The sequence below is a fragment of the Streptomyces sp. NPDC054883 genome, from assembly GCF_053610645.1.
The window spans coordinates 129,537-150,845 of sequence record NZ_JBSGYT010000011.1; the positions used below are offsets into that span (position 1 = coordinate 129,537).

Genomic DNA, 21,309 nt, shown 5'->3' on the forward strand with positions numbered 1-21,309 from the left:
CCGGGCCGCCCGGCCTGATCCGTATGTGTACGCCGTCGGCGTTCGTGCCGTCTGTGCTGTCGCTCACGGCACGAGCCTAAGGGCGGTCGGGCGGCGCCGGGGGCCACGGCTCGTCGTGGCGGGTGGGGGAGGTCGGAGCCCGGGTGGTGGGCGGGAGATCGCGGTCACGGAGGCGGCGGCGGGGGCGGCCGCGCATGACGGCCGCCGCCAGGAGGAGCAGCGCGCCGGCGCCGAACGCGCTCGCGACGCCCGCGCCGACGCCCCGGGCGCCGCCGACGGAGATGCCTCCCAAGGCTTGGCCCTGCCGGACCATCCACAGCAAGGCGAAGCCGAGGACCACGACCCCCGCGAGCGCCATCAGGGCGCGCGAGCACAGCACGATCGCGACGACGGCCAGCAGCGCCGCGACGCAGAACGGCAGCAACAGCCCGGTGAACAGGGCGGCTTTCGCCCCGGTGATCCCGCTCGGGGAGAAGAGTTCCACCAGGCGGTAGTCGCGCCCGTGTCGGCCGTCGTACCAGGCACGGAAGGGACTCCAGACGGCGACCGCGGCCCCGATCAGGCCGAGGATCGAGCCGAGTACGTTGCGGATCATGCCCGGCCCTCCGAGGTGGGGATCTTGGTCCCGACGCTACGTGCGGCCCGCGGCGCCCGCACCCCGGGTGGGCCGTCGGGGGGCCTGGTAGCGTGGCGCGCCGTTGCCCAGGGGGAGGGAGCCGGTCATGACGGTCGGACGGCGCATCAGGTTCGGAGCGGTGCTCGTGGGGGTGGTGCTCGCGCTCACCGGGTTCTCGTCCGGCCACAAGAGCAGGGGCGGGGGCGGCTGCTCCGGCTCCGGCTCCACGAGCCACAAGAGCAGCAGCTACAACAGCACCACCAACAGCAACCGCAACAGGACGAGCGGCAGCCGGTCGACGGCCGGCCCCAGTCCCACCGGCACCGGCGCACCCGCCCGCGCCGAGGTCGTCACCTGCGCCGGTCCCGGTACGCCGAAGGCCACCGTCAGGGTCACCTCCCTCGCGAGCACGGAGCGCACCGTCCAGATCCCGCTCACCTTCGAAGGCGCGACCGGGACCGTCGAGCGCACCTCCGCCCGGGTCACGCTCAAGAAGGGCGAGACCCGCACGGTCGAGGTTCCGCTCGGCAACCCCGCGAAGGCCGGCGGGGTCACGAACTGCCGGCTCGGCCCCGTCGCCGCCGGCTGACCGGCCGAGCGCCCGCCTACCGGACGCGCGGCTCCGGCGACGCGCGGCGGCCGGTGAAGAGGGCCGCCTGTTCGGCCGGGGGCAGGTTGCCGAGCGCGATCAGGGCCGGCGCCTCGTCCAGGGCTTGGCGCAGGGCCGCCCGCTTGGCCGACCACAGGGCCCGGACCGTGCCCTGCACCGCCGCCGTCGGGAAGCCCGCCAGGGTCCGCGCCGACCGCAGGGCGGCCGCCGGCAGCTCCCCGGGCTCGGCCAGCTCCGAGACCAGACCGGTCTCGTACGCCCGGCGCGCCGAGAGCCGCTCGGCCGTCCCCATCAGGGACATCCGGGCCACCTCCCCGAACGGCATGCGCTGGGCCATGTACACCGCCTCGTACGCGCTGACCATCCCGTACGTGGTGTGCGGGTCGAAGAACGTCGCGGACGAGGACGCGACGATGAACTCCGACTCGCCCAGCAGGTAGAACGCCCCGCCGCACGCCATGCCGTTGACGGCCGCGACCACCGGCTTCCACAGGTCGTTGGCCTTCGGCCCGACGGCCAGCAGCGGGTCGTCGGCCGAGTACGGGGACGCGGGCTGCGGCACCGAGACGTCCCGGTCGATGCCCGTGCAGAACGCGGCCGTCCCCGCGCCCGTCAGCACCACCGCCCGTACGTCGTCGTCGTAGCGCAACCCCTGCCAGACGGCGGCCAGTTCGGCGGCCGTCGCGAGGTCGATCGCATTGTGCTTGCGCTCCCGGTCCAGGGTGACGACCGCGACCCCGGCCGCCCGGTCCCGCTCCACCCGTACCGTCACGGCCGCTCCAGGACCCAGCGCGGCACGCTCATCCCGCCCGTCTCGGTGAACACCACCTGCACCCGCGCCCCGATCCGCAGCCGGGCCGGATCCACGGAGTCCAGCGGGGCGTCCGCCGAGGTGACGAGGTTCCCGGCCAGGCGGATCAGCGGGGCCTCCGCCAGCTCCACGAGGATGACGTTGTACGGGGCCTGCGCCGCGTAGGCGGGCAGCAGCGGCGGGTGTGGCCGTACGTACGACCAGATCCGGCCCCGGCCGCTCATCAGCCGCCACTCGGAGCCGAACGACCCGCAGTGCGGACAGCACGGCCGCGGCGGGAAGCGGAGCCTGCCGCAGTCGGCGCAGGCCTGGACGCGGAGTTCGCCCCGGGCGGCGTACTCCCAGAACGGGGCGCCGTCCTCGTCCGGGACCGGGAGGAGGAGGCTTTCGGCGGGCGCGGTCATGGTCGGGTCAGCTCCTCAGCAGGATCGCGGACGTGGGGACACCCTCGCCCGCCGTCACCAGGCACGTCGCGGCGTCCGGCACCTGGGCGGTGGAGATGCCGCGCAGCTGCTTGACGCCCTCGTTGATCAGGTTGAAGCCGTGCACGTACGCCTCCGACAGGCCGCCGCCACCGGTGTTGATCGGCAGCCGGCCGCCCATCTCCAGCGCACCGCCCTCGGTGAAGGCCGCCCCCTCGCCGCGCCCGCAGAATCCGTAGCCCTCCAGGGACAGCGGGATCAGCGGGGTGAACGCGTCGTAGATCTGGGCGACGTCGACGTCCCCGGGCCCGAAGTCCGCCTGCTTCCACAGGTGCCGGGCGGCCGTCCACGCCGGACCGGACAGCGGGTCGTCGTTCCAGTAGTTGACCATCCCGTGGTGCTGCGCGGGCAGGCCCTGCGCGACCGAGTGGACGTAGACCGGCTTGTGGCGGCAGTCCCGCGCCCGCTCGGCGGAGACGATGACGCAGGCCAGCGCCCCGTCCGTCTCCAGACAGTTGTCGAAGAGGCAGAGCGGCTCGCTGATCATGCGCGAGGTCATGTACATTTCGCGGGTCAGCGGCCGCTCGTACATCACCGCGGCGGGGTTCTCGTTGGCCCGGTTGCGGCAGGCCATCGCCACGTTGAAGAGGTGGTCGCGGGTGGCCCCGTACTCGTGCATGTAGCGCCGGGCCAGCAGGCCTATCTCGTCGGCCGGGCGCAGCAGCCCGAACGGGCGGGTCCACTGGCCGGGTGTGGGCAGCTGCACGGCTGTGTTCTTCCAGGGGCGCGGCCCCGAGCCGCGCTTGCGCGAGCGCCAGGCGACCCCGACGGAGGCCTGGCCGGTGGCGACGGCGGCGGCGAGGTGGCCGACCGTGGCGCAGGAGCCGCCGCCGCCGTAGCCGACCTTGGAGAAGAAGGTGACGTCGCCGGCGCCGATGGACTTGGCGACCTCGACCTCGTCGGTCTCCTCCATCGTGTAGGAGGCGAAGGCGTCCACCTCGGCCGGTTCGATGCCCGCGTCGGCGAGCGCCGCGAGGACCGCGCGGCAGGCCAATTCCTTTTCGCTGCCCGGCAGTCGTTTGGCAAAGGCGGTCTGGCCGATGCCGACGATTGCCGTAGCGTCCTTGAGCGTTGCCGCCATCGCCACCTCCGGTGCGCGCCAGTGCTGACAGCCGCGAAGGCTACAGCTAATCTGACGGATAGTCAGCTAGCGGCACCGTGGAGGGCGACGCGCAATGGGCGAGGAGCAGCACGAGGACGGTGGCGTCGGCCGGCGGCGGCAGCGGGCCGACGCCGTGCCCGGGCAGCGCCGGGACGGCGGTCGGACCGGCGGCGAAGGCCCGGCCGGGATCACGCAGGACGCGACGGCCGGCACCCCGGACGGGATCACCGCCGGTGCCACGGCCGTCGCCGCCGCGATCGCCGACGCCGTCGACCCCCGCGGCGACCTGCGCTGGGGCACCATCGCGGGTCTTGTGCGCGACGCCGCCGCCCGCTACCGGGACCGTGAGGCCGTCGCCGACGGCCGGGTCCGCATCAGCTACGCCCAGCTCGGCGAACGCGTCGAACGCGCCGCGGCCGGCTGCCTCGCCGCCGGGATCGAGCCCGGCGACCGGGTCGCCGTCTGGGCGCCCAACAGCCTCGACTGGATCGTCTCCGCCCTCGGCGCCGTCTGCGCCGGCGCGGTGCTCGTCCCCCTCAACACCCGTTTCAAAGGAGCCGAAGCCGCGTACGTACTCCAGCGCAGCCGGGCCCGGCTCCTGTTCATCACCGGCACCTTCCTCGGCACCTCGTACGTCGCCTCCCTGCGCCGCGCCGCCGCCGAAGGCCACGGCAGCGGCCCGCTGCCCGGCCTCCCCCACCTCGAACAGGTCGTCGTCCTCGCGGAAGACGCCCCCGAGGCCTTCCGCACCTGGAAGGACTTCCTCGTCGGCGGCGACCCCGTACCGGCCGCAGCCGTCCGCGAGCGCGCCGACTCCCTCCGTGCCGACGCACCCTCCGACATCATCTTCACCTCCGGCACCACCGGCAGCCCCAAGGGCGCCGTCATCACCCACGCCCAGACGCTGCGCTGCTACGACGTGTGGAGCGAGCTCGCCGGCCTGCGCGAAGGCGACCGCTACCTGATCGTGAACCCCTTCTTCCACACCTTCGGCTACAAGGCCGGGATCATCGCCTGCCTGATGCGCGGGGCGACGATGGTCCCCCAGCCAGTCTTCAACGTCGACACCGTCCTCGCGAACGTCGCCGCCGAACGGATCTCCGTCCTCCCCGGCCCGCCCACCCTCCACCAGTCCCTCCTCGACCACCCCCAGCGCGACCACCACGACCTGTCCGCGCTGCGCCTGGTCGTCACCGGCGCGGCCGTCGTCCCGCTGCAGCTCGTCGAGCGGCTGCGCGGGGAACTGCACATATCCACCGTGCTGACCGCCTACGGGCTCTCCGAGGCCGGCGGCATCGTCACCATGTGCCGCCGCGGTGACCCGCCCGAAACCATCGCCGCCACCTCCGGGCGCGCCATCCCCGGCACCGAGGTACGGATAGCCGAGGACAGCGGCGCCCCCGCACCGGCGGGCACCCCGGGCGAGGTGTGGGTACGCGGCCACCACGTCATGCGGGGCTACTTCGAGGACCCGCACGAGACGCGGCGCGCCATCACCCCGGACGGCTGGCTGCGCACCGGAGACGTCGGCGTCCTCGACCCGGCCGGGAACCTGCGCATCACCGACCGGATCAAGGACATGTTCATCGTGGGCGGGTTCAACGCGTACCCCGCCGAGATCGAGCAGCTCCTCGGGCTGCACCCGGACATCGCGGACGTCGCCGTCGTCGGCGTACCCGACGCGCGCCTCGGCGAGGTCGGCAAGGCGTACGCGGTCCGGCGCCCCGGCGCCACGCTCACCGCCGACGACCTGATCGCCTGGTCCCGGCGGGAGATGGCCAACTACAAGGTGCCGCGCACGGTGGAGTTCGTCACCGAGCTGCCGCGCAACGCGAGCGGCAAGGTCCTCAAGCGGGAGCTGCGCACCCGGGGCTGACGCGGCTCGGGCACCCGGTGCGGCGGGTGCGGCTCACACGGGCTTGCGGGCCAGCACCAGCCGCCAGCGCGGGGCCCCGTCGGGCCGGCGGCCGAAGTGCTCCACCGGGACCGTCCCCACCGTGAAGCCCGCCGCGCGCAGATCGGCCCGGACCGGCCCCCACGGGAAGGAGCGGTAGTACATGACGAACGGCGGCCGCCACACCGCGTTGCGGACCCGCATCGCCGCGTCGAAGCCGGTCACCGCCCACCACAGCGCGGACGTCGGCGGGATCGGCGCCCCGATCGGGAAGGCGAACACGCCGCCGGGGCGCAGCGCCCGGTGCACGCCCGAGAACAGGGCGGGCCGCTCGGCCGGCAGGAAGTGGCCGAACGCCCCGAAGCTCACCGCCAGGTCGTACGAGTCCGTGAGCGCCTCCGGCAGCGCCAGCGCGTCGGCCCGTACGAGGTCGGCCCCGTCCGGGAGGCCCCGGGCGGCCTGCCGGAGCATGCCGGCGCTGAGGTCCACCCCGGTGACCCGGTCCCGGCACAGCCGCCGCAGCAGCGGCAGGGCCGCGCCGGTGCCGCAGCACAGGTCCAGCCCGGCGCCGAAGGACCCCTCGTGCTCGGCCAGGGTCTCCTCGACCGCGTCGAGCATCCGGTCCGGGGTGCGGAACGGCGTCCCGTCGAACTTCGGGGCGAGCAGGTCGTAGCCGCGCTCGACGGAGGACAGCGCCTGCACGGCCAGTTCGCGGAGGGTCGGCCCCTGGGAGGTGAACACCCAGCCAGCCTAGACGCGTTCCCCGCCGGTCTCACGGTGTGCGCGCACCGTCCTTCCGCCAGGCGCTGACGCCGAGCCGGCCCGTGGTGCCGAGGTCGAGTTCCGGTGTCACGGTCACGGCCGGCGCGCCGGGCTTCGCCGTCACCCTGGCGTACGGGGCGTTCACCGCGTCGCCCGAGCCGGTGGTGTTGCGCCAGGCCAGGGAGGCCGAAGCCGACTCGCCCGGCCGCAGGGTCAACGGCGCGGGCGGTGCGTCCGGACCGATGCCCGTGGCGATCTCCGCGGTGCCGTGCAGGACGTCGACGCCGGTCACGGGTGAGCGGCTCTCGTCCAACAGCCGCAGCTCGGGGTAGCCGGCGAGCTCGTACGTGCCGGCGCCGCAGTAGGTCAGGTGCAGTCCCACGACGCGCAGTCCCATGGCGGCGTCGCCCTCGTCGGCGGTCACCCGGATCCCGGAGGGCGGGCAGCTGCCGGCCGGGGCGGGTGCCTCGGCGGCCGGAACGGCCCGGACCTTGGAGACCCGCACCCGTGGCCGGGCTCCGGAACCGGGCGCGGTGTCCGTCCGCTCGACGGTGCGGGTGACGCTCTGACCGGGGCCGACGGACGCCACGGTCTGCCGGACGTCTTCCGTGGCCGGGCCGGAGCCGTTCAGGATCGTGAAGGTGATGGTGTAGGTGAGGGCTTCCGCGCCGGTGTTGGTGACCCGGAAGGCGGCGCCCGCAGCCGGGGAGGGGCCGCACTCCGGGCCGATGAGGCTCACGCCGTCGTGCTCCGCCCAGGCGGGCGGGCGCGCGGTCGCGGTGGGGCTGCAGCTCGGCGGGGCGGAGCCGCCGGCCGGTCCGGAGGCGGCGTTCCGCGTTCCGCATCCGGTCAGGAGCACGGTGGTGGCGAGGACGGCGCACAGGGCGGCGGGGGTGGCGGGGCGCATCGCCCCAGCAGATCAGGAACGGGTGCCCGCAGCTGTGACGGAGGCCATGCTTCCGGTCACAGGGCCGTCACAACGACGTGCGGCGGCCGCGGTGGTCCCCCCAAGGCCACCGCGGCCGCCGTCCCCCGTACCGAGCCCCCGGTTCCCCCGTACGCATCCCCCCGTACGCATCCCGTGGGCTCTTCCCCCGTACGTCCCCCGTACGTGCCGGTACGTCTCCCCCGTACGCTTGTCCCGTACCTGCCGTGCTCGCCTCCGCTACGGGCGCGGTACGGACGCGTGGTTGTCCAGCGTCACGATGTCCGCGTCCGGAGCCTTTTCTTCCTGCCCGGGCAGCGGCGTACCGCCCGAGGCATGGTTGTCGAGCGGCTTGATCTCGATGCCCGATGCGTGGTTGTCGAGCGGCTTGATGTCACCGTCGTTCGGCAGGGCGTTCTCGTTCGTCGTCATCGGATCTCCTGATGGATGAGTCGGGCCCGTTCGGCGATTCCCCCGTGGACCGCCGAACGGGTAGTCCTCCAGTCGACCCGCGAGCCCCCCGACGCGCCGAGCCGATGTATCCATGATGGCGGGCGGCGATAAACGAACGATGAACGTCTCGTTCAACGGGCTGCCGCGCAGGTCAGGCCGCCAGCTGTGAAGCGAGCAACGTACGTACTTCGGCCAGCTCCGCCGAACCCAGTTGCGCGAACACGCTCTCCGCGTCCCGCCAGCACACCCGCGCCCGGTCCCGCTGCCCCAGCCGCACCAGGGCCTTCCCCAGCACCGTCAGCACCGTCGCCCGGCGCCACTCGCCGCCGATGCCGCGCAGCGCGATGGCCTGCTCGGCGTGCGAGGCGGCCAAGCTGGGCCGGTCGGCCGCCAGATGGGCCTCGGCGAGCCGGAAGTGCGTCACGCCCTCCCACAGCGGCTGCCGGTTCTCGTGGAAGAGCGACAGCGCCTCGCCGAGCTGCTCCAGCGCCTCCCCGAGCCGGCCCGCCTGGGTGAGGGCGATGCCCAGCGCGTACCGGCCGTTGGCCAGGCGCAGGGTCAGGCCCATCCGGTCGTAGATCGCGATGCCCTGCTGTGCGAGGTCTATGGCACTGCTCAGGCGCCCGAGTCCGACGTGGATCCGGGAGAGGTTGCACAGCGCGCTGGCCTCGCCGACGAAGTTGCCGTCGGCCCGGAAGTTCGTGATCGCCTCCAGCAGGAACCGCTCGCCGTCGGCGTGCCGGCCCTGGTAGAGCGCGATGATCCCGCGGTCGTTGGGGGCCCAGCAGCTGGGCAGCGGATCGTCCGCCTCCCGGGCCAGGGCCGTCGCCTGGCGGGCCTCGTCGTCGGCCTCGGCGAAGCGGCCCGCCACCAGGTGGACCATCGTCAGCGTGGTGCGGGCCCGGCCCTCGGCGTGCGGGTCGCGCACGGCGCGCGCCGTCTCGCACAGCGCGCGGGCGGCGGACTCGTACTGCTTGGAGTTGGCCCCGGACTCGGTGAGGTCCTTCGCCGCCCACAGCAGGTCCACCGCCCGGCGCAGCACGTCGCGCCGCTCGGCGCCGCGTACGGAGGACTGCCGTACGCACGCCAGCAGCGGGTCCGCCTCGGCGAACAGCCAGTCCAGGGCGGCGCGGGCCTCGGTGAAGGCGAGGCCCGGGTGGCGGGTGGCCGACATGTGCGCGGGCAGCCGGTCGCCGGGGCGCTCCAGCGCGTACACCCCGGCGGCGGTGGCCAGGTAGAAGTCGAGGAGCCGGTCGAGGGCCGCGGTGCGGCCGTCCTCGGGCTGCTCGTCGCGGTCGGCGCAGGCGCGCGCGTAGAGGCGTACGAGGTCGTGGAAGCGGTAGCGGCCGGGCGCGGCGGATTCGAGCAGGGAACAGTCGACCAGGGCTTCGAGGAGGTCCTCGGTGTCGTGCTCGGGCAGGTCGAGGACGGCGGCGGCCGCTGGCAGGGAGATGTCGGGGCCGTCCGCGAGCCCGAGGAGCCGGAACGCCCGCTGCTGGGCGGGCTCCAGCTGGCCGTAGCCCAGCTCGAAGGTGGCCTTGACGGCCAGGTCGCCCGCCTGGAGCTCGTCCAGGCGGCGGCGTTCGTCGGCGAGCTTCGCGGCGAGGACGGACACCGTCCAGGTGCGGCGGGCGGCGAGCCGGGAGGCGGCGATCCGGATGGCGAGCGGCAGGAACCCGCAGGCCCCGACCACGTCGAGGGCGGCCTGGCGCTCGGCGCCGACCCGCTCGGCCCCCACGATGCGGGTGAAGAGCTGGAGTGCCTCGTCGGGGCTCATCACGTCCAGGTCGACGAGGTGGGCGCCGGCGAGACCCGACATGCGGACCCGGCTGGTCACCAGGGCGGCGCAGCCCGGCGTGCCCGGGAGCAGCGGACGCACCTGGGCGGCGTCGCGGGCATTGTCGAGCAGGACCAGCACGCGGCGGCCGTCGAGGGTGGAGCGGTACAGCGCGGCCCGTTCGGCGGCGGTGTCGGGGATGGCGGTGTCGGGCGTGCCGAGCGCCCGCAGGAAGGACCCGAGGACGGCGACGGGCTCGGCGGGGCGGGGCTCGGTGCCCTGGAGGTCGACGTAGAGCTGGCCGTCGGGGAAGTGCGGCCGGGCGGCGTGCGCGACGTGCACGGCGAGGGTGGTCTTGCCGACGCCGCCGATCCCGGCGAGCGCGGAGACGGCCATGACCTGGCCCTCGGCGCCGGACAGAATGGTGCCGAGCTCGCTGACGAAGGGGGCGCGACCGGTGAAATCGGGCACCGTGGCCGGGAGTTGGGCGGGCCTGACGGCTACCGGGGCGGCGGCCGGGGCCGGGTCCTCGGCCCGGGCGAGCTCGGCGTCGGCGCGCAGGATGCGCTGCTGGAGCGCGGAGAGCTCGGGGCGGGGGTCGACACCCAGTTCGTCCGCGAGGAGGCGGCGGGTGTCGGCGTAGACGGCGAGCGCCTCGGCCTGGCGGCCGCTGCGGTACAGGGCCAGCATCAGCAGCTCGCGCAGCCGCTCGCGCAGGGGGTGCGCGGCGGTGAGGGCGGTGAGCTCGGAGACGGCCTCGGCGTGGTGGCCGACCTCCAGGTCCAGGTCGAGGCGGGTCTCCAGCAGCTGGAGGTGCCACTCGCAGAGGCGGGTGCGCTCGGTCTCGGCGTGCGGGCCGGGGACGCCGGCGAGGGGTTCGCCGTCCCACAGGTCCAGGGCGCGGGCGAGCAGCGTACGGGCGAGGACCCGGTCCCCGGCGGCGCGGGCCTTGTCGGCGTCGGCCGCGAGGGCGCGGGCCACACCGAGGTCCAGGGCGGCCGCGTGGCGCAGGCGGACGGCGTAGCCGCCGGCGTCGGTGACGAGCAGCCCGGGATCGAGGACCTTGCGCAGGCGGGAGGCGTAGGTACGGATGGTGGCGAGGGCCTGTGGCGGCGGCTCCTCGCCCCAGATGGCGTCGATGAGTTCGGGCGCGGTGGCGGTGCGGCCGTCGCGGAGCAGGAGCGCGGCGAGCAGGGCGCGCTGCTGGGGGCTGCCGGAGGGCAGCGACTCGGCGCCGCGCCAGGCGCGGACGGTGCCGAGGACGGCGAAGCGGTTGCCGTTGGGGGGCCCGGGGGTGGGGACGGTGGCGGGGCTCGGGGCGGTGGCGGCGGGGTCGGCGGTGGTGGGCACCGTGGTGGGAGTGCTCCTGGCTGCCTCGGGGTGGTTCCGCTGGTGCGGGATGGCCGGTATGCCGTCCATCTGTCGTCCCCCCTGCCTTCCGTCGGTGTAAGGGCCAGTCTGCCCTGTCTTGCGCGTACCCGTCAGCCCGCAGCGGAGTGATCCCCTCCCGGCCGACGCCCAAGCAGCTGACGATCCGTCAGATCAGCGCTACCGTAGTCCCCATGGAGACCTTCCCCAAGATCATCTCGGTGGACGACCACACGGTGGAGCCCCCTCACGTCTGGCGGGACCGGCTCCCGTCCAAGTACCGGGACACCGGACCCCGTGTCGTCCGCGCCCCGCTCAAGGAAATGACCTTCCTCGGTGGGAAGTTCGCCCCCGTCATGGGGGCCAAGGGCGACGACGGGCCCGTCGGCGACTGGTGGGTGTACGAAGACCTGCACCGGCCGCTCACCCGCCTCGACACGTCCGTGGGATACGACCGCGACGAGATCAAACTGGAAGTCATCACCTACGAGCAGATGCGCCCGGGCTCCTTCTCGGTTCCCGACCGGCTCGCCGACATGGACGTCAACCACGTCCAGTCGGCGCTCTGCTTCCCGACCTTTCCGCGTTTTTGCGGCCAGACCTTCACCGAAGCCGCGGACCGTGAACTGGGGCTGCTCGGCGTACGGGCGTACAACGACTGGATGGTGGAGGAGTGGTGCGGCCCCGACGCCCACGGCCGCCTCATCCCGCTGACCCTGGTCCCGCTCTGGGACGCCCGCCTGGCCGCCGCCGAGGTCCGCCGCAACGCCGGGCGCGGGGTACGGGCCGTCGCCTTCTCGGAGATACCCCCGCACCTCGGGCTCCCCTCCGTCCACACCGACGAATGGGACCCCTTCCTCCAGGCCTGCGACGAGACCGGCACGGTCATCGCCATGCACATCGGCTCCTCGTCGCGGATGCCGTCCACCTCGGCGGACGCCCCGCCGGCCGTCGGTTCCACCATCACCTTCGCCAACTGCTGCTTCTCGATGGTCGACTGGCTGATGAGCGGCAAGTTCGAGCGCTTCCCGAACCTGCGGATCATGTACGCGGAGGGCCAGATCGGGTGGATCCCGTACATCCTGGAACGCGCGAACGTGGTGTGGGAGGAGAACCGGGGCTGGGGAGGGGTGGCGGACAAGGTCCACCGGCCGCCGTCCGAGCTGTTCGCGGAGCACGTCTTCGGCTGCTTCTTCGACGACGCGTTCGGGCTGCGGAACCTGGACGCGATCGGCGTGGGCAACGTCCTCTACGAGACGGACTACCCGCACTCCGACTCCACCTGGCCGAAGTCCCGCGAGGTCGGCGAGGCCCAGATGGGCCACCTCGCCCCCGATGTGGTGGAGCGCATCGTCCGGGGCAACGCCATCGACCTGCTCGGGCTGACGCCGGAGGGGCTGTGGGCGGCGGGGTGAGGGGGTAGGGGGCGGCTTCCTTGGCCTGTGCCCGGCCGTGGTGGTCCGGCCGTGGTGGTCTGGTTGTGGTGCTCTCGCCGTGGTGGTCCGGCCGTGGTGCCTCCTGCGTCGCCGCGCGGGCGTCACTTCCGGCTGCGGTCGGGGTGCGCGGGGTCGTGGGCGGGCGCCTCCCGGACCCGTTCGGCCGTGATCACCGGCCGGACGTGGGTCAGGAGCAGCTCCAGGAAGACCTCGGGGCGCCGGAACGAGGCGAAGTGGCTCGCGCCCCCGATCAGCGCGAAGGCCTTCACCGGTGCCTCGACCTCGTCGAAGAAGGCCTTGGCCCGCTCCGGCGGGGTGAGCACGTCCAACTCGCCCTGGAAGACGAAGAACGGCACCTCGAAGCGCGTCCCGTCCGCCCGGGCGTCGAATCCGGCCGCGTCCTCGGCGGCCCGCTCCGAGAAGCCCTGTCCCTTGAAGAAGTCCCGCAGGTCGCGCAGGGTGTGCAGCGGGCTGAGCCACATGGAGCCGAGCACCACCTTCTTGAGGGTGTCCAGGGTCAGCGGGTCGCTCTGGGCACAGAGCCGGCTGTACGTGGCGCGCTGGCCGGCACTCCACGCGCGCGGGTCCGGACCCAGCGCCTCGATCCGTGCCAGCTGCCGCGTCTTCCCGGCGGTGCGCAGCCGGTCCAGGACGGCCCGGTGGGCGCAGGCGCCGCCGTCGGCGTCCGTGTCGGGGACGTTCTGGTCCGTGCCGACGTAGGCCGAGAACAGCTCGGGGTGGTCCCTGACCAGGCGCAGGCCGAAGATGCTGCCGAAGGAGTTGGCGAGCAGCACGACCCGGCGGACACCGAGCCGGAGGCGGGCGTGCCGGACGACCTCCAGGGCGTCCTCGTAGAGCCGGGCGAACGTGGTTTCCCCCTGGCCCTCGGGGCCGCCGTGGCCGTAGGTCTTGCCGGCGCCGCGCATGTCCCAGCGGACGATCGTGAAGTGCCGCTCCCAGGCGCGGGTGCGCACCGTCTGGATGGAGTTGGGGGCGCCCGGGCCGCCGTGGACCTCGACGATGACCGGGTTGGCGCGGTCCTCGCCGCGCACCGAGACCCACTGCTCGATGCCGCCGATGCGGACGAAGCCCTGCTCGTCGACCCCGCGGGGGGAGTCGATCCGCAGCGCCCGGGCGCCTTGGGAGCGGCGCAGTGCGCGGTGGCCGAACAGGGCGGCGGCCGGCGCGGCGAGGCCGGTGACGACCGTGGTGGTGGCTTCGAAAAGCACTGTGTCCTCCTAATTGTGTCCGTCTCCGCAGACTGTGTCCTATGGAAACTGTTTCTGCCGTATGCAGAGGAGTGTGCGGGTGTCGCGTTGTCGTGTCAACACCCCTGGTCCAGGGGTGGCATGGTGGGTGCGGGACCCTGGCCGGCTCCGGCCCTTGCGGCAGCGGGGGCGCCAAGGCATGCTTCGCCAGAGCAAAGTGGGGAGGGTGGCGGTGGTGGACAAGCGGACCGTGGTGACCGCGGTGCTGTGCGGGGTGGCGGCGCTGGGCGCGTCGGCGGCGATGACGACGGTGGTGCCGGCTGCGGACGGCACGGTGTCGGCGCAGCCGAAGGCGGCGCCGTCGAAGGCGGTTTCCGGGAACCCGCCGTCGCGGTCGCAATCGCCGAAGCAGCCCCAACTGTCCAAGCCGCCGCGCCCGAGCTCAACGCCGGTGACCCCGCGCCCGGGTGGCCCGGCCGCCTTCACGGGAGCGTTGTTCGAGGGCGGCCTGGACGGCGACCACTTCTGCACCGCGACCGTCGTGCACAGCCCCGGCCGGAACCTGATCGTCACCGCCGGGCACTGCCTGGTGGCGGGCAAGGACGGCGTGGGCAGCGCGGTCTTCGCACCCGCGTACGCGAACGGGGCGGCGCCGTACGGCACCTGGAAGCTGGAAGAGGTCTACGAGGACGGACGCTGGACGGACGACGGGAACGACGACTACGACCTCGCCTTCGCCCGCCTGGCCCCCGACGCGTCGGGCCGCAACATCGAGGACCTCACCGGCGCGGCCGTCCTGGACACCTCGGGCCGCACCGGCGAAGAGGTCACGGTGACGGGCTACCCGGCCGACCGCAAGGTGCCCCGCACGTGCACGGCGGTGGCGAGCCGGGAGAAGGCGACGGAACAGCGCTTCGACTGCGCCGACTTCCCGGGCGGCACGAGCGGCAGCGCGTGGATCGCCCGGGACGGGAAGATCGTCGGCATCCTGACGGGCGGCGACACCGACGACGTCTCCACGAGTACGGTGCTGGGCGAGTACGCGGCCGCGTTGTACGCCCGCGCGACGGCCGCCCCGGGCGGCCGCGGCTAGGCCGTTTCGAAGTAGGCGGAGCCATTCGTTGACGACGGTGATGTGGACGGTGGCCAGGTAGCGGACGAGGATCTTGCCGAACCGGGTGGCTGCCGCCCGGTGGCGTTCGAGGCGGTCGATGCCGCACTCCACGGCATGCCGGCCGCGGTAGCCGATCGGGTCGAAGGCGGGCGGGCGGCCGCCACGGCTGCCGCACCTGCGCCGGTGACCGGCCTGGTCAGCGGGCTCGGGAACGGTGCAGGCGATCTGGCGCCGCCGCCGCAGGTGGGCGCGGATGGCGCGGGAGGAATGCGCCTTGTCGGCGGGGACCCGCTGCGGCCGGGTCCGCGGTCGGCCACCAAACGGCCGGGCGATGCGGATACCGGCCATCACCGCCTCGAAGTGCGGGGCATCCCCGGCCTGCCCGGCGCTCATGACCAGGGACAAGGGCCTTTGCCCGTGCTCGCAGGTCAGGTGCGGTGTGGTCGACAGCCCGCCGCGGGACGGCCCAGCGCGTGATCGCCCGGGCTCCGGTGTGCTCCCGCCCGGCGGGCTCCGCTGGGCATCCGGCTGCCGACGGGCGCCGGCGGCGTGTTGATGCACACGCATGATGGTGATCCACGCTCACCTGCCAGTCGACCAGCCCCGCCGCATCGGCCCTGGCCTGCCACGGGGCCGGGATGCACGTCCGGACTCGTCGCGCTGTCAGCGCCGGAACAGCGCGCGGACCGCCTGCCAGGAGCCGTAGCACGCGGGCACGTCCCGCCGCGGCGCGCCGACCCGCACCCGCCCTCGGATGCCGTCGATGCCTACCGGAGACCTCGCTCCTTCCCGGGCGGGACACGCCGCCGCTCAGCCGACTCAAAACACGCCCTAGCCGCGCTTGGACCAGATGAGGTCCTGATCGGTCCAGATGACACCCTTGTTGCGGCAGAGGCAGAAGGGGTGGCCGATGGGGTCGGCATAGACGCGGAAGCCGTAGCCGTCGGGGCCGGTGCAGTCCCGCTGCAGGGTCGCGCCGAGAGCCAGGACGCGGCGCTGTTCGGCCTCGATGTCGTCGACTTCGAAGTCGAGGTGGAACTGCTTGGGGTGCTCGCTGTCGGGCCACTGCGGGGCGCGGTAGTCCTCCACCTGGATGAAGGCCAGTTCGATCTTTCCCAACTGGATACCGGCCCAGTTCTCGTTACTGTCCTCCTTGACCGGGAGCCCCAGCACCTCGGAGTAGAAGGCTGCCAGCTTCATCGTGTCCGGGCAGTCGATGATGAAGTCGGTTAGTCGTAGCATCCCGCGATCTTGCCACAAGACCAATTGAGCCGGACTTTGAGACAGGCCCCAGCTCGGTGGGTGAGCGATCGCGCCGGCCCGCCCTGGGAGTTGGCGGGCGGGCCGTCAGGCGGTCAACGGGCGGGTGATCACGGGGCAGGCGGCCGGGCGGCCGGGCGGCCGGGCGATCAGGCGGTCAGGCGGTCAGGCGGTCAGGCGATCAGGCCGAGGTGGACGGGCTCGGCGGAGGCGCGGGCCAGCAACTCGTTGAGCCGCGGCGGCCACAACGGCTCCCCGAGCGTGGCCAGCGCATCCTGCGAGAGCCAGCGCCAGTGGGCCTCGGGATACTCCGGGACGGGGTCGCGGCGGGGGCCGGTGGTGACGTAGATGTGCTCGTACTGGCGGACCGGTATGCCCTGGTGGGTGAAGTCGTGCTCCCAGGTGCAGAGCAGCCGCTGCGGCTCCAGATCGGTCCACCCGGTCTCCTCCCGCAACTCGCGCCGCACGCACTCCTCGGGACTCTCCCCGGGGTCGATCCCCCCGCCGGGCGGGAGCCAGTGGATGCCGACTTCGATGTTGTTCTCCCGGAAGAGGAACACGGATCCAGTCGGGGAGAGTACGACAATTCGCGCTGCCTGACGTGGAGTTCTCATCAGATCAGGGTACGTCGGAAGGGGCGCGACGGTACCGGTGTGGGGGCGGGGGCTTCGGAGGGCGGGGTCCGCTTGGGCGGTGTTGGGGAGGTGCTGGGGGTTTCCCGTCAGTCCACTGTCCTTTCGTGTCGGTCCGGCCCGTCAAGGGCGCTCCTTCGTCGCGTCGCTTCGCGATGGCCTTCGGCCACCCTTGACCGACCGCCCCGCCCCGAAAAGCCAAAGACTGCCGGGAAGCCCCCGAAGAACGGCCGGGCCGTTCGGGTTCACGACCCAGCCCCGCCGGCGATGGAAGCGGGGACTCTGGGGCGGAGCCTCAGGGAGCACCGAGCGCAGCGAGGGGGCCTAGCCGCGGCGCCGCAGATCGCTACGCGCTCCTCCGGGACGGCGACCGCGGCCCGTTCGGGGGCTGGGCGTAGGCCGCCTGACCTCATCCGCCGCCGACCAGGCCGTCATCGGCTGCGTCACGGACCGGAATTGGTCGCCTGGTCCACGTCGGTGAGACTGCCGCCATGACAAGGACACGGACCGGCCGGCTCACTGGCGGCATGTTCCGGCTCGTCTTTCCATGACGCACCGGTGCCGCGAGGGGCTTCGGACGTAATGCGGTGCGGTGGGGCGGCGGCCGTCATAGCGCTGGTCGCGGGTATGGCTCCTGGAGCCATGGTCCTCGGATCGGTTCTGGCCGAGCCCAGCGCCCGGTAGGAGATGGGCTTGACCCTCGACTTGGTGGAGGGCCCAGGGTCCTGGGTGTGGAGAGCGAGATGCGCAGTATCGGTGAGATGGCTCGGGACAGTGGTCTGAGTGTGAGCGCCCTGCGGTTCTACGACGGGGCCGGTGTGCTGGTGCCGGCCTGGGTGGATCCGGTGAGCGGCTACCGCTGGTACGGCCCCGAGCAGCTCGAGGAGTCGCGGGTACTGGCCCGGCTGCGCCGGGCGGGCATGCCGTTGGCGGACATCCGGCTGGTACTGGCCGGATGGTCCGGTGCGGAAACCGACCTGGTCCGGAAGCTGCTCCAGGCGCATCTGCGCCGTCTCGAACGGGGGCTGGCGGAGGCCCGCAGCGAGTTCTCCACGATCCGAGCGCTACTCGAACGCAGGGAGAACCCCATGACTTCGCTCCGTACCACGACCGTCCGGTCGGCCGTCTCCGCGCCGGAGCTCGCGGCCGCACTGGACGCGGTCCGCTTCGCCGTCGGCAGCGATCCGGAGCTGCCGATGCTCGGCGGTGTCCTGTTCGACATCGAGGGCGACGAGCTTCGTGTCGTGGCCACCGACCGGTACCGGATGGCCGTCGCGCGGGTCGGCGCCGCCGGGTACGGCGGGGCCCGGGTGCAGGTCATCGTGCCGTCCCCGCTCGCCGATGCGATGCGGGCGCTGCTGGGTGGCGAAGCGTCCGTCCGGCTCACGGTGGATGGTGACCGGGTGTCCTTGGAGGCGGGTGACCGGCAGGCGGCCGGCCCGTGCCTCGATCACGACTTCCCTGACTACCGTCGCCTCGTCCGCCTGCCGGCGGGGCGCCGTGCGCCGGTTGATGTGCCGGCCTTCCGGGAGGCGGTGGAATGCGGTCCCGTCCGTACGAGCGAGGAGGACGGCGTGTCCTGTGACGTCACCGTGCTCAAGGTGACGGCCGGTGGTGTGGTGGCCGTCTGCGGGGACGGTGACGACGATCAGGGGCGCGTCGCCGTCAACCGCGCGTTCCTGCTGGAGGCGCTCGCCGCGGGAGGCCGGGACCGGCTGTTGCTGGAACTCGGCGCCCCCACGGCCCCGCTGGCGATCCGCCGGGCGGATGGCGAGGGCGTCTTCTCACTCCTGATGCCGGTCCGCCTGGACGGCTAGCCGCCGGGCCGCGCCGGTGGGCCCCGGGGCCTGGGGCTCCGCGCCGGGCCCCGCGCCTCAATCTCCCCCGGCTGCTGCCTCCCCCAGACTCCGTCCGGGGGGGCCAGAGGTGCCTCCACGAGGCTGAAGTTGCGGCCCCGCCCCCGGACCCCCGCACCCCACCACCCCCGCCCAGCGGGGACCCGCCCCCACCCTCGGCCCGGGGCCGGCCGTCCTATCCGGGCGTCTGCCAGAACTGTGCCAGCGCCGCCTCCTTGTAGGGGGCCGGGCTGACGCTCAGGTCACCCGCGAACGGGCGGTCCAGGGCCATCACCAGGAGCAGGCTGAAACCGATCAGCGCGGCCACCGCCGACACGAACAGCAGCTGCATCTTCAGGCTCCGCAGCCCGAACAGGAACGTGAGCGGCAGGATCACCAGTGCGCCCCCGTAGACCAGCACCTGCAACAGCGTCGGCAGCGACGTCTCCGCCATCGTCACCCGCGCCCTGCGCTGCGCCGCGACGTCGTTGAGGCGGCTCGCGGCCTCCTGGTAGAAGGTCTCGCTGCGGGGGCCGGCGGGTTCGTACGCCTGGAGCGCCGTGTAGAGGGCGTGCGTCTGCTCGGCGGTCGCGTCGAAGCTGGGTCTGCCCTCGCGCATCAGCGGCCACTGGACGTCGACCACGGCGTGCACGTACGAGCCCACCGCCCGGTCCACCTTGGCCCGGTCGGCCGGCGGGAACGCCTCCGCGCTGCGCACGACCAGGGCCAGGTCGGTGGCCTCGGTGGCGACGACGTTCTGGGTGTTCTCCAGTTGTGTCCAGAGCGTGACGACGACGAACGCGAGGATGATTCCGTAGATCGCGCCGAACATGCCGAGGGCGACCCCGACCATCTCGTTGTGCTCGCCGGCCGCCAGGTGCGGGAAACGGCGCCGTGCGGCGACGCTGCCGGTCACCGCGAGGGCCGTGAAACCGCCCACGAGCAGGACGCCCAGGACGAACGTGCTGAGGTTGTTGAGTAACCAGAGGATCATGCACGGCTCAACGAGTCCGGCCGCCCGCGGCGACGGCCACCGCGGGCAGGGCGACGTCGTATCAGCCGACCTTCGGCGCCTTCGGCAGGCCGGCCGTCAGCGCCGAGCCGGCGCCGGTCAGGGAGCTGCCGGTGGCCTTGGTCGCGTTGCCGGCCGTCGAAGCGGTGACGCCCACCGCCGTCTTGGTGTCCTGCACGGCGTGTCCGGGGTGGTCGACGATGTCGCCGACGCGCTCGGTGATCGGGGGCGCCTGGGCGGCGGGCTCGTCGGCGTGGGCGAGGCCCGGGGTGAGGGCGAGGGCCGCGCCCCCGGTGAGGACCAGGGCGGCGAAGCTGCGCTTGATGGGGTTCATGCCGGGCCCAACGACCCCACGGCGCCGGGGGTCACTCGCCGGGCGCGTCCGCGGACCGCTCAGTCCTCGACCACCAGCGCCGGCGTCGACTTCGTCAGCACTTCGCCCCGGAAGAAAGCGGGGCTGCGGCGTTCGGTGACGAGCATGACGACCAGGCCGAGGACGAGCAGGCCGACGCCGATGATGAAGACGCTGCCGACGCCGAAGACGGTGGAACCGGATCCGTAGGCCGGGTTCCACATGTCGACCAGGGTCTTGCAGAAGACGCAGGCCAGCAGCAGACCGCCCAGGACCGGGAAGACGCCCTTGAAGAGCAGGTCGCGGGCGGAGCCGCGCAGCTCGCGCCGGAAGTACCAGGCGCAGGCGAAGGCGGTCAGCGAGTAGTAGAAGCAGATCATCAGGCCGAGCGCGAAGATCGTGTCGGTCAGGACGTTCTCGCTGACCAGGGACATCACGGTGTAGAAGACGCCGGTCGCGACGCCCGCCATGACGGTGGCGCGGCCCGGCGTCTTGAAGCGCGGGTGGACCTTGGCGTAGGAGGCGGGCAGCGCCTCGTAGGTGGACATGGCCAGGACCGTGCGGGCCACCGGGATGAAGGTGGTCTGGAGGGAGGCGGCGGCGGAGGCGAGGACGGCGACGAAGAGCAGCACGCCGAGCAGCGGGCCCATCACGGGACCGGCGAGGGCGGCGAAGACGTTGCCCGAGGTCTCGGGGTTGCCGAGGCCGAGCCCCTTGGTGCCCGAGCCGACGGCCATCTGGGCGGCGATGCCGGTGGCCAGGTAGGAGCCGACGAGGACGACCATGGCGATCAGCGAGGCGCGGCCGGGGGTCTTGGCCGAGCCGATGGTCTCCTCGTTGGCGGTGAGACAGGTGTCCCAGCCCCAGTACATGAAGATCGAGAGGGAGAGTCCGGCGGTGAAGGCGCCCATGGACTCGACCGCGAAGGGGTTCATCCACTGCCAGGAGAAGTGCGCGCCGGTGTCGAACGCCCCGGCCGAGGCCTTCTGGAAGGCCATCGCCACGAAGATCGCCAGGACGGCGAGTTGCAGGCCGACCAGGGTGTACTGGACGCCCTTGGTGGCGGTCATGCCGCGGTAGCTGATGGCGGTCGCGGCCGCGATCAGGGTGAGGCAGGTGGTGATGTGGACGAGTTTGTCGCCGTCCAGGGCGGCGATCGCCTCGTTGCCCGTGATCTGCCCGGCCAGCAGCCAGAAGTAGGAGGTGGCGACGCCGGCCAGGTTGGAGAGCACGATGATCGTGGCGATCACCAGGCCCCATCCGCACATCCAGCCGACGCGCGGGCCGAAGGCCTTGACGGTCCAGGTGAAGGAGGTTCCGCAGTCGGGGACGGCCTTGTTCAGCTCCCGGTACGCGAAGGCGACGAGCAGCATCGGCAGGAAGCCGGCGAGGAACACCGCGGGCATCTGGACGCCGACCTCGCCGGCCGTGGAGCCCAGCGTGGAGGTCAGGCAGTAGACGGGGGCGACGGTGGAGATGCCGATGACGGCGCTTCCGACGAGGCCGACGGACCCCTTGCCGAGCCCCTTGCCGCGGACGTCGCCGTCGGCGGCGCCGCCCTCCGTCTCTGCGGCCGGGTGGGGCGGCCGAACGTCCAGCTGAGTCATGGGTCAGGACGTTAGACGGTGCGGTTTCCACATCTGGAGGCTTTGACTCCGGA

The 21,309-nt window shown here is 73.1% G+C and carries 19 protein-coding genes; 5 read left to right on the plus strand and 14 right to left on the minus strand.

Annotation, left to right across the window (positions count from 1 at the left end):
- Nucleotides 1-76: 76 nt before the first annotated feature.
- Nucleotides 77-595, minus strand: a complete 519-nt coding sequence (locus tag ACWGH1_RS11480) for a hypothetical protein (protein ID WP_453351980.1) — start codon at nucleotides 593-595, stop codon at nucleotides 77-79.
- 127 nt (nucleotides 596-722) lie between these two features.
- Between ACWGH1_RS11480 and ACWGH1_RS11485 the strand changes: the two genes are divergently transcribed.
- Nucleotides 723-1,205 (plus strand): hypothetical protein, encoded by a 483-nt coding sequence (locus tag ACWGH1_RS11485; protein ID WP_453351981.1) that lies wholly within the window; start codon nucleotides 723-725, stop codon nucleotides 1,203-1,205.
- Between the two features lie 16 nt (nucleotides 1,206-1,221).
- Here ACWGH1_RS11485 and ACWGH1_RS11490 read toward each other — a convergent pair whose 3' ends face one another.
- Genes ACWGH1_RS11490 through ACWGH1_RS11500 form a run of 3 tightly spaced genes read right to left on the minus strand, consistent with a single transcriptional unit; the run spans nucleotide 1,222 to nucleotide 3,600 of the window.
- A complete protein-coding gene (locus ACWGH1_RS11490) occupies nucleotides 1,222-1,998 on the minus strand; it encodes an enoyl-CoA hydratase/isomerase family protein (protein ID WP_453351982.1) in 777 nt (258 codons plus the stop codon).
- Nucleotides 1,995-2,441: a Zn-ribbon domain-containing OB-fold protein gene (locus tag ACWGH1_RS11495; protein WP_453351983.1), complete on the minus strand. Its 447-nt coding sequence runs from the start codon at nucleotides 2,439-2,441 to the stop codon at nucleotides 1,995-1,997. The genes ACWGH1_RS11490 and ACWGH1_RS11495 overlap by 4 nt, the downstream gene beginning before the upstream one ends.
- Nucleotides 2,442-2,448: 7 nt before the next feature.
- Nucleotides 2,449-3,600 (minus strand): lipid-transfer protein, encoded by a 1,152-nt coding sequence (locus tag ACWGH1_RS11500; protein WP_453351984.1) that lies wholly within the window; start codon nucleotides 3,598-3,600, stop codon nucleotides 2,449-2,451.
- A gap of 94 nt (nucleotides 3,601-3,694) precedes the next feature.
- Between ACWGH1_RS11500 and ACWGH1_RS11505 the strand changes: the two genes are divergently transcribed.
- Nucleotides 3,695-5,497, plus strand: a complete 1,803-nt coding sequence (locus tag ACWGH1_RS11505) for a FadD3 family acyl-CoA ligase (protein WP_453408637.1) — start codon at nucleotides 3,695-3,697, stop codon at nucleotides 5,495-5,497.
- 33 nt (nucleotides 5,498-5,530) lie between these two features.
- On the opposite strand, the gene ACWGH1_RS11510 is transcribed toward ACWGH1_RS11505, so the two are convergent.
- The 4 genes from ACWGH1_RS11510 to ACWGH1_RS11525 all read right to left on the minus strand — a co-directional run bounded on the left by ACWGH1_RS11510 (nucleotide 5,531) and on the right by ACWGH1_RS11525 (nucleotide 10,851).
- Nucleotides 5,531-6,256 carry a class I SAM-dependent DNA methyltransferase gene (locus tag ACWGH1_RS11510; RefSeq protein ID WP_453357005.1) on the minus strand — a complete coding sequence of 242 codons (726 nt, stop codon included), beginning with the start codon at nucleotides 6,254-6,256 and terminating at the stop codon, nucleotides 5,531-5,533.
- Between the two features lie 31 nt (nucleotides 6,257-6,287).
- A complete protein-coding gene (locus tag ACWGH1_RS11515) occupies nucleotides 6,288-7,184 on the minus strand; it encodes a DUF4232 domain-containing protein (RefSeq protein ID WP_453357004.1) in 897 nt (298 codons plus the stop codon).
- Between the two features lie 258 nt (nucleotides 7,185-7,442).
- Complete coding sequence (locus ACWGH1_RS11520) at nucleotides 7,443-7,634, minus strand: hypothetical protein (protein ID WP_453354168.1); 192 nt, start codon at nucleotides 7,632-7,634, stop codon at nucleotides 7,443-7,445.
- A gap of 172 nt (nucleotides 7,635-7,806) precedes the next feature.
- Complete coding sequence (locus tag ACWGH1_RS11525; protein WP_453354167.1) at nucleotides 7,807-10,851, minus strand: BTAD domain-containing putative transcriptional regulator; 3,045 nt, start codon at nucleotides 10,849-10,851, stop codon at nucleotides 7,807-7,809.
- A gap of 143 nt (nucleotides 10,852-10,994) precedes the next feature.
- Between ACWGH1_RS11525 and ACWGH1_RS11530 the strand changes: the two genes are divergently transcribed.
- A complete protein-coding gene (locus ACWGH1_RS11530) occupies nucleotides 10,995-12,215 on the plus strand; it encodes an amidohydrolase family protein (RefSeq protein WP_453354166.1) in 1,221 nt (406 codons plus the stop codon).
- Between the two features lie 122 nt (nucleotides 12,216-12,337).
- Here the strand turns inward: ACWGH1_RS11530 and ACWGH1_RS11535 are convergent, their stop codons facing one another.
- Entirely contained in the window at nucleotides 12,338-13,465 is a 1,128-nt protein-coding gene (locus tag ACWGH1_RS11535; RefSeq protein WP_453354165.1) for an alpha/beta fold hydrolase, read from the minus strand.
- Between the two features lie 214 nt (nucleotides 13,466-13,679).
- Here ACWGH1_RS11535 and ACWGH1_RS11540 point away from each other — a divergent pair, with 214 nt between their 5' ends.
- Nucleotides 13,680-14,537 carry a trypsin-like serine peptidase gene (locus ACWGH1_RS11540; protein ID WP_453354164.1) on the plus strand — a complete coding sequence of 286 codons (858 nt, stop codon included), beginning with the start codon at nucleotides 13,680-13,682 and terminating at the stop codon, nucleotides 14,535-14,537.
- Nucleotides 14,538-15,389: 852 nt separating this feature from the next.
- On the opposite strand, the gene ACWGH1_RS11545 is transcribed toward ACWGH1_RS11540, so the two are convergent.
- Nucleotides 15,390-15,800 carry a VOC family protein gene (locus ACWGH1_RS11545; RefSeq protein WP_453354163.1) on the minus strand — a complete coding sequence of 137 codons (411 nt, stop codon included), beginning with the start codon at nucleotides 15,798-15,800 and terminating at the stop codon, nucleotides 15,390-15,392.
- A 191-nt stretch (nucleotides 15,801-15,991) separates the two neighbouring features.
- Entirely contained in the window at nucleotides 15,992-16,432 is a 441-nt protein-coding gene (locus ACWGH1_RS11550; protein WP_453354162.1) for an NUDIX hydrolase, read from the minus strand.
- A 761-nt stretch (nucleotides 16,433-17,193) separates the two neighbouring features.
- On the opposite strand from ACWGH1_RS11550, the gene ACWGH1_RS11555 reads away from it, so the two are divergent.
- On the plus strand, nucleotides 17,194-18,267 hold the full coding sequence (locus tag ACWGH1_RS11555; RefSeq protein ID WP_453408638.1) for a DNA polymerase III subunit beta family protein: 1,074 nt from the start codon (nucleotides 17,194-17,196) through the stop codon (nucleotides 18,265-18,267).
- A gap of 214 nt (nucleotides 18,268-18,481) precedes the next feature.
- On the opposite strand, the gene ACWGH1_RS11560 is transcribed toward ACWGH1_RS11555, so the two are convergent.
- From ACWGH1_RS11560 to ACWGH1_RS11570, 3 genes are all read right to left on the minus strand, one after another.
- Entirely contained in the window at nucleotides 18,482-19,279 is a 798-nt protein-coding gene (locus tag ACWGH1_RS11560; RefSeq protein ID WP_453353731.1) for a bestrophin-like domain, read from the minus strand.
- A 61-nt stretch (nucleotides 19,280-19,340) separates the two neighbouring features.
- On the minus strand, nucleotides 19,341-19,631 hold the full coding sequence (locus tag ACWGH1_RS11565) for a hypothetical protein (protein ID WP_453353730.1): 291 nt from the start codon (nucleotides 19,629-19,631) through the stop codon (nucleotides 19,341-19,343).
- Nucleotides 19,632-19,690: 59 nt separating this feature from the next.
- Complete coding sequence (locus ACWGH1_RS11570) at nucleotides 19,691-21,256, minus strand: APC family permease (RefSeq protein ID WP_453353729.1); 1,566 nt, start codon at nucleotides 21,254-21,256, stop codon at nucleotides 19,691-19,693.
- Nucleotides 21,257-21,309 lie beyond the last annotated feature (53 nt).